Here is a 12,341-nt window from a genome sequence, read left to right on the forward strand (position 1 = left end):
GTACTGGATTTAATTGAGGAGATCAGATCGCGCCGTGGATAGCTTCATCGCCGTGTTCGACGCGAACTTTCCGCAAGCCGATGTCGAGGAGATCGGCCACCGGCTGCTCGCGCTAGACTGTCTTGTCCCAGGCTTCGTTCCACCGGCGGCCGGCTTACTCGACCTGCGCGCGCTCGCCTATGCCGAACATGTTGATGAGCTCGATACAGTGGTGCTAGTCGATCGCAATCTCGCCTCACGCATGGCGCAACTGGCGAGTGAGGGGGCGCTCAGAAAATGGGATAAGCCCACCGAGGTCGCGATCAATCTGATGGCTTTTGCCCAAGCTATGAACTTCGACATCGAGCCAGGCCTAGCTTTTCATGAGCTGGCTCACCGCGGTGGCAACGGCACAGCCCAGAAGGAACTAAGCTGGTTCCGAGCCGCCGATCGTGGTGCTGCGACAAAATGGATCGATGTAGCCATGCGGCGGACCCAGACCATCAATCTTGGCCCCGTCGCCACCCTTGAATCTCATGACATGGCGGCGCCTCTTAAGCGCTGGAATCGAAATTACATCGCTATGCTCAAGATCGCGGATCTGGCGCTCCGGGGCGGTCGCGCGCTGTCCTCGATCCTGTCGTTGCTGGACTGGATGATCGACGACTTCATTCTGGCAGGACCGGCCTTTATGTATGCCGCGCGCTACTTCGGTCCGCGCGCAGCCAGCGGAAAAATGCTCAAATCGCTCTGGGCGCCGGACCGCGAAAAGGCGATCCTCGGCGTGCGGAATGCCGCCTGGGACGTCACCTATGTGAGCGAGTTCGGCCGACTGTCCGGCTTACGCGACGCCAAGAAGCGCCAGTATATCTTTGCGACAGCTGATCACGCGTTGTGGGAAATTGCTGTAACCCCGTTCTGCGGCCCGGAGCCAACCGAGGACTTCCCTGCTCTGGTTGGCAAGTTGGAGTTGTGGTGGCCACCACAAGACGCACGCAAGATTCATGACCGCTATTTCGAATGCGTCGAGCACGTCAGGGGCGGCCGAAATCGGGGCGCCGACCTCCCCGGCGATCCGATCGGTGACATGATCGCTGCGGGAGAGGCCTGGCTCCGCAACCCGCTAACCAAGGCCTAAACCGGGCCCGTTTTGCTAAGGAGATCGTCGCCGCCCTAGTTCCCGCCCATCGCGGCCTGAAAGCGATTGTTGCAAACCGCCACAGGTTCATTGCCTAAACGCGCGGCGTCCGCTGCCAAAATCCATGTTCGCGACCAACGTCATTTCGGCTATCGCGGGTGAATGCAAAATCCCAATCCACCCACGCGCATGGAGATCTTGCAAAAGGCAACAGACGGCTCGCTCTTCGATGCATTGTTCGATGAATATGGGCGGTTCTGGTTCGAACCGGACGACCCGACAATCGAATTGCTGGCGACCCTGCACAACGATGGAGATGTCGATCTCCTTGCGCTCATCACCCCGGAAGCGCTTGAGCCCCACAAGGGACACCGCTTTTTTCAGGGGCAACACGTCTATCAGGCGTTGATCGCCAGACTGGACGCCTCGGCCGAAACTTTGCTGAACGTCGTGGAAGCGCTGCGCGTTGCTGCTGACCAAGCCGGTGCGGCGGGTTTGCCGGTCGAGGAGTTCGCCAAATGGTGTGGCGGTGATCCCAAGCGTCCGGCGGAGTTGCTTTCCCTCATCGACGCCGGGGTTGAAAACGCGGATCGCTACCTCGTCATCGCTATCAAATATGGGGTCGAAGTCGATGCAGCATATTTCACCGATCGTGCTTACCAGTTCCTAGAAGCGGAAAGCGAGACACTCCGCCTCGGTGCGCTCAATGCCTTGGGTCAAATAGCGCTTCCCGGTGACGCTGATTGGGATCGCCTAATCGCAGCGCTGAATGCGACGTTGATCCCCGATCCTGGCGACGTCATTCGCGGAGCGATACTGCAGGTCGTGGCTCGTCGGCTAAAAGGGGCGCCGTCAGCCCGGGTGGCGCAACTGGAAGCGATCGCGATTTCTGCGATCACGCCCGGTGGAGCAAACGTGCTTCATGAGGCCGCAGGCACGGTGGCGCTCGCTTTCGCCGACGTGCCGAGCCGTCTGGTCGACAGACTGCTCGATGCACTGAGGATGGTCGAGGCCGAGCACCGGAGCACGATCGACCTAATCGACCTCGCGTTGATGAAGCTGGTCGAGGTCGGGGAGACCGAGAAAGCGCGACTGTTTGTCGAACAGGTGCTGTGCCGAGACGAGCGCCCTCTGAAATTCAAGCAGTTCGATTCTTTGATCCATAAGCTCTTTCAAACTGGTGGGCCGGCGTTGGAGGATTGGGTGGTTGCATGGCTTCGCGGGGGCGTCTTTGAGCTGTGCAACCAGATGGACAAAGCCATGTTTGGCGCTGGTGTCGATGAGGTCACGTTCGCGATCGACTTCGCGCGCTTTGATCTGCGCGAAGCTGAATATGCCTATCTGGCTCGAAAGACGATCGCGACTTTCTTCCTGAAGCCGATGGTCATGGCCTCGATCCTCACATCGTTGCTTCGCTCCGCGGCCCCGGCGCCTGCCGCGGAAATTGAAGCGCTGCTGATCGACCCTGTGCTGATGAACTATTCCGGTGTCGCCAGTGACTATCTCAAGCCTGTCGCCGATCAGCCGGCCGACCCGGCAGCGCCTGCGGCACAGCGCGCGCTTGATGGGTTAGCCGCATACATCGACGGCCTGAAATCGATTGGAAAGGTGCGCGAACTCCATCCGTCGGAGCGAGAACGGCAGCTCGAATGGGAGCGCCATTCCGACTCTATGAACGAGGCGATGCGTGCGGCACGGAAGCAATCAATCTTCGGGCAGATCGCGTCGGATTCGCTGATGCTGTATGGCAATCGCGCGATCACCTGGGTCGATCATCCCACCGAGCCGCCACGACGGATAGAAACAAAGCTCGCGAGCATCGACACATCGTTTGAGATGCCCCGCATCGACATCGTCGATCCGTTGGGGCTCCAGTTGATGCTGCTTCACTTTCGGGCCGAGAGGCCGCCCGTATGAAGCTCGTATTTCGCCAATATCTGGCGTCGCTCCGCGAACGCGATGAGCTAGACGCTGTCCTTCCCGACCTGCTGAGCGAGCTGGGTTACACCGTCATTTCGCGGCCGACGATCGGCACCCGCCAGTACGGCGTCGACGTAGCTGCGGTCGGAAACGACACCGACGGCAAGCGGAAGTTATTCCTATTCTCGCTCAAGCGGGGCGATCTAACGCGGGCGGATTGGGATGGGAATCCCCAAGCCCTCCGAAGCTCGATCAACGACATCTTGGATGTCTACATCCCTACGCGGATAGCCAAGGCGCACGAAAAGCTCGATATCGTCATCTGCCTCTGCTTCGGCGGCGATATAGAAGAGGCCGTCCGCGACAACGTCACACAATTCACCAAGCAGAATAGCGTCGGGCGCATTTCCTTTCAGGAATGGAATGGCGACTACATGGCGGGGCTGCTGGTTGACGGCGTGCTGCGCGAGCAGCTCGTCGACAAGGCTCTGCGAGGCAGTTTCCAGAAGGCTGTGGCGATGGTCGATGAACCCGACGTCGCCTTCACCCATTTCTCGGCGTTGATCCGACGGCTGTGCGCCACAACTGACACAGCGCCGAAGCAGCGCGCGACGATCGTCCGGCAGCTCTACATCTGTTTGTGGGTCCAATTTGTCTGGGCGCGCGATGCGGGCAATGTCGAGGGACCATATCGAGCTAGCGAGCTAGCGATCCTCCATGCGTGGCACCTTGTGCGCGGCGACGTTGCCAAAAGCACGAAGGGTGCGGAGGAGGTCTCGCACGCCTTCAACGAACTTGTGAATCTGCACTTCCTTATTTGGGAGGAACTGCTGGCGAAGAAGCTTCTTCCTTATGTCGGGGTGCAGCACGCAATTTCGGTCGCCGTCGATTCAGCGGCGGCGGTCGATGTGAATATCAAACTGTTCGACGTCCTAGGCCGGTTAGCCCTGCGCGGCCTTTGGATGCTTTGGCAAAATGCTGGCAACGCAAATTTGCCGGATGTTCGAGCAGATTGGCAGAGTGAGTCGGCGAACCAGTTAGCGCAGAAAATCATGCTTCTCATCCAGAATAACCCGATTTTATTCACACCGATCGCCGATTCGCAGTCTATCGACATCAGCTTGGCGCTGGTCTTCTTGACAATGATGGAGCCATGGCAGCCTGCAGCGGCCAATTTCGCCGGAAATCTGGTTCAGCGAACGACCTTTGCGTTTCGGACGCACAACAAATATCCTGCCATCCATGACGACTATCGTTCTCTTCTGGTCCATCCGCGGGAACGTACCGACGAGTACCGCGAGAGGGAGACGAAGGGCAGCACGTTATTTCCCATCTTATCATTATGGACATCTTCGCTTGGCGAGTCGAAATCCGCAGAATATCTGGCGCAGTTTGATGAGAAACATTTGAAGCACTGCAACACGCAGATGTGGTTCCCCGACGATGACAGCGAGGAGAAGTTCTACCGCGATGACGGCACGCACGGGGCCTGCCTCAACAATGTGCCGATCACGGGTAACGGGGCTAAGGCTATGACGATGCTGGAGGCCGAGTGCGCAGGAAAGACAGCGTTCGATGGACTATCAGCCATCCGGCTCGGCCATTGGCCGATTATCGCAACGGCGTCCCGGCATTATCGCCTGCCACTACCGCCAAAGCTCTGGCTGGGTCTGTTGCAGACCGCACGCAGCGCACCTGCCGTAGTCGCATCTACGCCTGCTGACCAAGAATGAGAGGCGCGGTGCGTCCTCCCATACACAGCGATTTTTTAGAGAAAAGTTTGCAGCTGTTTGCGCCTTTACAGCAGTCGTTCGAAGTACACGTTGAGCTAATTGAAACTCGCCCTTGTTCAGGTTCTGCAAGAAGGAGCAAAGTGGCGGGTTTCAGGTCGACCCCACAATCTCCTCGATTTGCTTTGCGAAAGCCTCGGGGTATTCTGGAGGCATTCTAGCTGGGGTTTCACCTAGCACCACGCGCAGTTCCATTTGCAGTTCTCGGACCTTTGCGTCGTCAGTCATCACGCCGTTGAAGAAGGTGCCGTAGGTCGCGAAGCTCAGGTCCACTATGTCGTTGCGCACTTTCTTAGCCGCCTTCTCCAGCGGGCTCCCCTCACGTACCCATCTGAGGAAATAGAGCAGCGCGGCGAGTGCATGCCGATAGATGAAGCCATGGAACCGCGCACGGCGATGAGGCAGTCGCGGCCTGTCAGGGTGCCGCCGGTAGAAAGTCTCCGCAAGGGCGTCCGCCACCTCCAGGACTTTCCTGACGAACTCGGGCGTGTAGGGTTTGCCGGCACGGATGTGCACGATCTCCTCCGTGGTGAAGAAGGTCCGCAGCATCTCTTGGAATACGACGGGGAGGTCGAATGCATCTGTGAGGAGCTTAGCCATCTGCCTATCAGCACTCTCGCCATGGGCGATGATTTGGGCAATTGCTCCCGGATCCCCGGCCTCCGCTTGGAGTAGGCCCGTGACCGTATGGCGGAACTCCTGGCCCTTACGCGCCATCGCGCTCCCCATACCGGAAGGGCCGGACTCGATCCGGCAGATCGCGCGGGTGGATTTAAGGACGATCACCTGCTCTGGGAAATCCTTCAGCACGCCCATAGATTTCTGAATCGAGACGAGCGAGTTGCCCTTATAGGCCTCGATCCAGGCGTAGTCGGTTAGCACCGCAAAATTGTCAGAGCTAACCCGAAGAAATGCCCTCAAATCAATTGACTGCAGGCGGTTGCTATCGATTACTACGCGTAGAGCCATGCCGTGAACATAGCACGTCATTGAGGAGGCAACCCTAGTAGCCCAGATTTTTTTGATTGTCAGGCGAAGCTACCCAAAGAAGTGCAAATTTATGCAATCCTGTTTGCTGGCGACGGGGGCTAGGTTAGAAGCACTTATGTCTCGCGCTATGAACTTCTATTCGAATCTTGGGCGGTCGGCGTCATGGCCGGTCTTGTAAGCGATCCAGCGCGGCAAGCGCAGGATACATTTCGCGGTTATATCTACCAGATCCTACGCAGCATCGTGGTCTGGTTGGACCTCGGCGATGACGAGCAGCTGTTTCTTGAAGGCGCGGAAGACCTTGATCGCATCGAGGGCACCGAGGCGCTAACCGAGCAGGTCAAGGACACAGCCGGCTCGGGCAATATCACCTTGCGCACGGCGTCGGTCGTCGACGCCATCAACAACTTCTGGATGCACCGGACACGTAATCCCGGCATCGCGATCCGATATCGCTACGTCACCACCTCCGGAATTGGCGTCGAGCAGGGTTCATCTTTCAATAACGGTCGAGGTGGTCTCGGTCTGTGGAATAGCCTTCGCGCCGCCCCCTATGATGCGGCCAACGACGCGCATATCGCGTCGATCGCCAGGTTCCTGCTCGATGAAGACAAGCTATCGTCGCCACTAAAGCTGCTGTTTAACCAAGCCAGCCCTGCCGATCTGTTCGCGCAGGTGATCCAGCCAATCGAATGGATGGCGGGGCAGCAGGACGGCGATGCGCTAGTGCGCAATATCAAGGACCGACTCGTCGTGCATGGCGCCGCCAGTTTGATCGCGCCGCCAGATGCCGAACTCGCGTTCGACGCGCTCTACACAGCCGCGTTTGACGCGGCGAAGCAGAAGGATGGCGTCCCGCTCAATCGCGCGAAATTCTTGCGCATCTTCGCCAGTGCGACCGGCGTCCATGTGCCCAAGCAAGATTTGCTTACTCTAATGCGAGCGGCCCTGTCCTCTGGAGGGGGGCATCTGGCTGTCCAGACACAAGCACTAACTTTGGAAGGTCCGCCACCGCTGCCCCTGCAGTATTTCCGACGGGTGGCGAGCGAGCAGGCTCTGAAGACGGGATTGTTGGCCGGCACGGTTCTACTTCACGGATCGACAGGTTCAGGCAAGACGTTGAGTGCCGCTAGTACGCTTGTCGGTGACGAGCCGTTGTGGCTGATGCTTCGCGATCTGAGCCCAGGCGAGGTCAAGGCACGGCTCGTTGCAGCAGCCGAACAGTTGCGAGCGGGCTCGGTCGCCAGAACCTTGGTGGTCGATGATCTGGATGCGCTCTCGGATCCGCGGGGGATCGCCGGGCCGCTCGGCGCGCTGTGGCACGTGATTCAGGCGATTGGCGGGCGGCTGCTAGTAACGTCGGATCGCACATTGCCCGGCCGATTGGCGGAGGCAGTTCAGCTCGATCCCGCGCGCGAATTCCAGATGCAGCCCTTCGATGCTGATGAAATCGAAGCATTTCTACGGGAAAACGGTTGCCCTGGCGACCGCGCTAAGCTGTGGTCCAGGCTTCTGGAAGTTTCGACGCTCGGGCATCCGCAGCTGGTGAGCGCACGTGTGCGCACGCTAGCGGCAAAGGACTTTCCCCAGCCGGATCATTCGGACCTGCTTGGAGCGAGCGGCGATCTTGACCCCATCAAATTCGAAGCCAGGCGGCTCATATCCGAGCTCCCCGAGGGCGCACGCGAGCTTCTCTTGCGGGCAAGCCTGATGACTGGGCGCTTGTCGCGCAAGCGGCTGATGTCGATTGGACGTCTACAAGACGCGATTGCCGAGCCCGGTGTCGCGGTCGACATCATCGCGGGACCTTGGCTCGAAAAGAGCGAGGATGGTGAGTACCGCGTATCACCGTTGACTCGCGGCGCAGCCGAAGAGTTGCGAGGTCAGGACTGGGTCAAGGCGATGCATGGGCAGCTCGCCTGGACCTACCTTCTCGATCGTACAGTCAGCCCTTGGGATATCTCGTCCATACTGATGCACTGCTACATCGCAGGGGCGGCCAGCCCACTGGTCTATGTCTCGCAAGGGATGTTCTCCGCAAGCGACGAGGCGTGGGCTGCGGTTGGCGAAGCGTGTGGGATCTATATCGGCCTTGGTCTCGACGCAAGCAACCCACTGCCATTCAGGACGGCGATCGACGTCTTCATCTTCCGGATACTTCAGTACCGCATCGCTGCCGAGACCAATCCTGACACCGCAATGCGAATCGCGCTCAAGATCGAGGAAGAATTCGCTGCAGCCCCGGATGACGACGGCCGGCAGTTTTTCCGCTTCCTCTATCTCAGCCAATTCCTGTCGAGCCTGAAGGTCCGTTACCCGATCGCGGTTATCGTCGCTCGATCGCTCGAATTCTTCGACGTCGCCAAGTCACTTGAGACGACCTTCCCGGAACGGCTCGCCAAAGCTGGCCTTGAGGATGAGGACAGCATCCCGGCCGGCACCTATGTGCAATTCGCCAGCCTCCGGTTGCTCTCGCAGATTCAAGACATCGACGAATTTATCGCGCTGATTGAAGCGCTCGAAGGTAGATCGGTGGAGAATGCTTGCACGGTGCTGAATTCGATCGGCACACCTGACGATATGGCATCAGTAATGATTGAACGCCTGTGGTTGACCGAATACCAGTCGAAGGCCATTGGCTGGCCCGCCTTCCGGGAGAAGCTGCGGAACGCTTTCGACTTCAGCGCCGAGGTCGGCGCTACGTCGATGGCACGAGCGATCGCGCCGGTGCTGCTGCGGATGATCAATGAGGATATGGGCGATCCTCAAGGAGCTATCGCCGAAGCAGGTGATCTCGACGCGGTCGTGGGAACAGACCCAATTTACATTTGTGCCTTTGCCAAGGTTACCAGCGATGCCGGCGGCTTCTTGAAAGCCAGGCAGCTCTGGCGTGAGGCGCTCCCGAGATGGCCTCGCGCGGAAGATAATATCGGATGCGCGTTTGCCTATCGCTCTGCCGCGATCGGCTCCGCGCGGAACGGTGAATGGACCGAGGCTGCGGACTATTTTGACAGGGCGCGAAGCCTGATTGAGGATGGTTCACGCCCGACCTTCACCATCGGCCTCATGATGGACTCAGCCCTTGCGCGTTTCATGGGAAGCGATCGCGGCCGAGCGGTCCGTGAGTTCGGGCAAGTCGTTGCGGCACTTGCGCCGATGCAGGCTGATTATGAGTGCGAACCTCTGCTTTCGCTACAGCGCCGCTGCGGCGGAGTCCTGTCTGCGGCAGCAGGCTGGACGGTGGGCGAGCGCACCGACGAAGAGATGACGAAGCTGGTCGGCATGTGCAGCAACCTCGACCCATTCGTGACCGATGCCCCCGTTGCGCCACCACTCGACACTCTCCGCCTTGATCTGATCCGGCTCGAGATTGCCTGCGGCGCATCGCTTGACAGGGCACTGCAGGAAGCCTCGGCCCTGCGTGCTAGCCCGTTCATGTCGTTGCGTGCAGGCAGTGGACCTGTGCTGTTTGAACTAGCACAGCGGACATTGGATTTCAGTGAAATCGTGATCGACGGCACGAGATTGCTTGACGCCCTGGCCATGCTGGCGGAACAGATCGCTATGAATGATCTCTACGTCATGCGCGTCGACGATGGGAAGGCGCGGGACTGGTCAGAGGGCGCCAACGAAATTCTGGTAGGGCATGTGGTCGTCGCCACCTTCGCGCTGGCCGCCGCAGATCAGCTCGATCGACTGCCCATTGCCCGCTGGCGGGCAGACGCGGCGGCGCATCCGCAAGGTGGACGCGTAGAGCAGCTGGCTGATCACATTGAGGGGCTCTTCATCACGGGTACGGTTGAGGCCTGGGGCACGGTCCTCAAATGCCCATCGACTGACTGGTCCCATCACGCGATCTCGGCTCTCGCTGCGACGCTGCTGGAGCGTCTGGCACCGGACGCCCTGCTCGTCGCGCAATCGCTATGGGCTCATTATCTCAAGGAACCCCATCGTCGGCAGCTCGCCGAACATTATGCCACGTACCTCGCCTCCAGACAGTGGGCCGTGCTGACGAAATTCCCGGCGCTGTTCGGCTCATCCGAGAGTGGCACCCAATCACTAGCGACGGCCATCGCTGCACCGGGGCAAGGATGGTCGAAATTGCGAACCATATTGCAGGCGGCTCTCGCCATCGTGCCGCTGGCTGCGGATGACAATGCTCGCAAGACGATCGAAGCTATGGAAGCCTGAACGATATGGCCCTCAGCCTATGCATCGTCCGCTGCGCTCATGACACTAGGTCGTGAACTCATAAATCGGCGGAGCGGTTGTCCTGCTTTGGGTATGGGGCCTCACCTTCCTGTTCCCATTCGAAGACATATTCGTACGGTTCGCTGTCCCCGTCTGCGCGAAACTCATGCTTCAACGTCCATCCCAGCGAAATGAACCTGTTCGCGGTCTCAGTTGAATGGGCTTTGCCGAGCTTTGGCATATGTCCTCCCGGAAGATGAAGCATCATAGCTCGACGGTTTCGCCTTCCAAAACACAGAAAATAGTGATTCAGCGTCGGCATGAGCCGATATGATCTGACGGGCTTCGAATGGCGCGTGATCGAGCCACTGCTACCCAACAAGGCAAGAGGCGTGCCGCGTGTCGACGACCGTCGCGTGCTGAACGGTATCTTCTGGGTGCTGCGGTCGGGTGCGCCGTGGCGCGACCTGCCAGAGCGCTACGGCCCGCGCACCACCTGCTACAACCGCTTCGTGCGCTGGCGAAAAGCCGGTGTGTGGGATCGGATGATGGACGCCATCACCGTTGCCCACGACGGCGACATCCAGATGATCGACAGCACATCCATCCGGGCGCACCAGCAGGCTGCGACGGCAAAAAGGGGGATCGAGATCATTGTCTCGGTCGCTCCCGAGGCGGGCTCACGACCAAAATCCACGCGGTCGTCGACGGGCAAGGCCGTCCGATCCGACTGAGCCTGACCGCCGGGCAGAGCCATGACGGGCAAGTTGCCGACGACCTACTCGATCATGTGGGAGCCGGAACAATAGTGCTGGCCGACAAGGCATATGATGCCGACCGCATCCGGGCGACTCTCCGTGAGAGGGGCGCGTTCGCCAATATCCCACCCAAATCCAACCGCCGGTCAAAACCGTACTTCAGCACCTGGCTCTATCGCGAGCGGAACCTGATCGAGCGCTTCTTCGCCAAGCTAAAGCACTTCCGCCGCGTTGCCACCCGCTACGACAAGCTGGCCGAAAACTTCTTGGCCATGATCCAACTGGCTTCAATGCGCCTGTGGCTCCGTGTTTATGAGTCTACGGCCTAGACCGGGAGGACTAAATGAAAGGCAGTTCAGGTCAATCCGCACCCGGAAACAGACTCTCCGGATCGTCCCCCATCACAGCCGCTCAGACCTGCGCGCCGTCGCGATCATCCGCTCTCCGGCGGCCCTCTGATCGATGTTCATGGTTCGCGCGGCCATCCACTCGGGCACATGCCAACTGGCCGGCAGGGATCGAGCGATGGCTCCGGGGAGCACGGCACACACGATGATACCGGCAAGCACTCCCACCGCCGCGCTCCATATCTGACGTTTGATCTGCTGATCGGCAGTTTGTCCGCGCTTCACGACACCGTCGATTTGCCCGGCTGACTTGTCGAGCGCAGCGCGGGCATTGTCGAGCATGCGCCGATCCTCGGTGCGCACTGTCTGGGCGGCGAGGTTGATCTGCTTTGCCATTTCGGCAGGCGTGAGCGAGATAGCCGGTGTCTGTTCGATGGCGGCAAGCCGGGCGCGGACATTGCCCAGACTGCGGTCGATACCTTCGAGCGCAGCGGTGTGGTCGGGGATCCGCTCGCGTGCCGCCGTCAGATTGGCAACGGCATTGTGCAGAAGGCTGAGCTCGTGCCGCACGGCCTCGAAAGCCTGGGCGGTGGTCACTTCGGTGTCGTTTGTGTCGGTCATGGCCGCAGCTAAACCGTGCCAATTGCAGAATGCCAGAGGCTGGAACCTCGCTGGAAGGGGTGAGATTGGTGGCCGTGTCGGCGCAGATGCTGTTGAGGCGGCTTGAGATTGTGCCAAGCGGTGAAGGCACCGCGACTCGGGCCTTCGCGTGCCCTACAGCCCAAGCCCGCGTCCCCGGCCAAGATCGAGGCCGTGCTCGAACGCGAGCTGGGCGCCAAGTTTCCGCTGGCTGTCCATCATGGTGATCCCAAGCTGCGCCTTGCGGCTGGCCAACAGGGATTCAAGCTGCGGATCGCGCTCCAGGCTCATGGCCATGTTTGCCATAGCCGTGCGCGCGCTCTTGTGGGCGTCGATGTTGCCGGCCGCATAGTGGCGATCGGCCTGGTTGGATAGCTTGTTCCAACGGCTGACGAACCGATCCGCGCGCAGCTCGGGATTGGTGCGCAGCTCGGTTTCGAGCTGCAGCGCCCGGATGGCGCGATTGGCATTGCCGCGTGCCGCTTCGCTCGCCGGGCTGGGGTCCCGGGCATAGGCCGCCTCGGCATCGCGCGGCCCATGCGGGCGCAGCTCCTCGAACGCCTTGCGCGCGGACTTGAGCTCGGCAAGC

General features: G+C 59.9%; 7 protein-coding genes and 1 pseudogene. 5 read left to right on the forward strand and 3 right to left on the reverse strand.

Annotated features, from left to right (window positions below):
- The first annotated feature begins 34 nt into the window (after positions 1–34).
- The 3 genes from FHT19_RS23495 (at position 35) to FHT19_RS23505 (ending at position 4,770) form a co-directional block, all read left to right on the forward strand.
- Positions 35–1,117 carry a hypothetical protein gene (locus FHT19_RS23495; RefSeq protein WP_169477008.1) on the forward strand — a complete coding sequence of 361 codons (1,083 nt, stop codon included), beginning with the start codon at positions 35–37 and terminating at the stop codon, positions 1,115–1,117.
- A gap of 189 nt (positions 1,118–1,306) precedes the next feature.
- On the forward strand, positions 1,307–3,034 hold the full coding sequence (locus FHT19_RS23500; protein ID WP_169477009.1) for a hypothetical protein: 1,728 nt from the start codon (positions 1,307–1,309) through the stop codon (positions 3,032–3,034).
- A complete protein-coding gene (locus FHT19_RS23505) occupies positions 3,031–4,770 on the forward strand; it encodes a chemotaxis protein (protein WP_169477010.1) in 1,740 nt (579 codons plus the stop codon). The genes FHT19_RS23500 and FHT19_RS23505 overlap by 4 nt, the downstream gene beginning before the upstream one ends.
- Positions 4,771–4,920: 150 nt before the next feature.
- Here the strand turns inward: FHT19_RS23505 and FHT19_RS23510 are convergent, their stop codons facing one another.
- On the reverse strand, positions 4,921–5,796 hold the full coding sequence (locus FHT19_RS23510) for a hypothetical protein (RefSeq protein WP_169477011.1): 876 nt from the start codon (positions 5,794–5,796) through the stop codon (positions 4,921–4,923).
- A gap of 183 nt (positions 5,797–5,979) precedes the next feature.
- Between FHT19_RS23510 and FHT19_RS23515 the strand changes: the two genes are divergently transcribed.
- Both FHT19_RS23515 and FHT19_RS23520 read left to right on the forward strand, forming a co-directional pair.
- A complete protein-coding gene (locus FHT19_RS23515; RefSeq protein WP_169477012.1) occupies positions 5,980–10,008 on the forward strand; it encodes a hypothetical protein in 4,029 nt (1,342 codons plus the stop codon).
- Positions 10,009–10,328: 320 nt separating this feature from the next.
- Positions 10,329–11,095, forward strand: a protein-coding gene (locus tag FHT19_RS23520) for an IS5 family transposase (RefSeq protein WP_169477013.1) whose coding sequence is annotated in 2 segments (ribosomal slippage) — positions 10,329–10,641 and positions 10,641–11,095 — 768 coding nt in all. Because the reading frame shifts where the segments join, the coding sequence is not laid out codon by codon here.
- 72 nt (positions 11,096–11,167) lie between these two features.
- Here the strand turns inward: FHT19_RS23520 and FHT19_RS23525 are convergent.
- Together FHT19_RS23525 and FHT19_RS23530 are read right to left on the reverse strand one after the other, a co-directional pair.
- Positions 11,168–11,734, reverse strand: coding sequence for a DUF6118 family protein (locus FHT19_RS23525; protein WP_169477014.1), 567 nt, complete (start codon positions 11,732–11,734; stop codon positions 11,168–11,170).
- Between the two features lie 153 nt (positions 11,735–11,887).
- Positions 11,888–12,341 (reverse strand): annotated as a pseudogene (locus FHT19_RS23530) (conjugal transfer protein TraA); the annotation flags it as partial.

It is taken from the genome of Novosphingobium sp. SG919 (assembly GCF_012932495.1).
Lineage (GTDB): Bacteria > Pseudomonadota > Alphaproteobacteria > Sphingomonadales > Sphingomonadaceae > Novosphingobium > Novosphingobium rhizosphaerae.

Coding starts and splice junctions, on each gene's coding strand:
- FHT19_RS23500 (WP_169477009.1), top strand. CDS start 1,307: ATGGAGATCTTGCAAAAGGCAACAGACGGCTCGCTCTTCGATGCATTG.
- FHT19_RS23505 (WP_169477010.1), top strand. CDS start 3,031: ATGAAGCTCGTATTTCGCCAATATCTGGCGTCGCTCCGCGAACGCGAT.
- FHT19_RS23510 (WP_169477011.1), bottom strand. CDS start 5,796: ATGGCTCTACGCGTAGTAATCGATAGCAACCGCCTGCAGTCAATTGAT.
- FHT19_RS23515 (WP_169477012.1), top strand. CDS start 5,980: ATGGCCGGTCTTGTAAGCGATCCAGCGCGGCAAGCGCAGGATACATTT.
- FHT19_RS23525 (WP_169477014.1), bottom strand. CDS start 11,734: ATGACCGACACAAACGACACCGAAGTGACCACCGCCCAGGCTTTCGAG.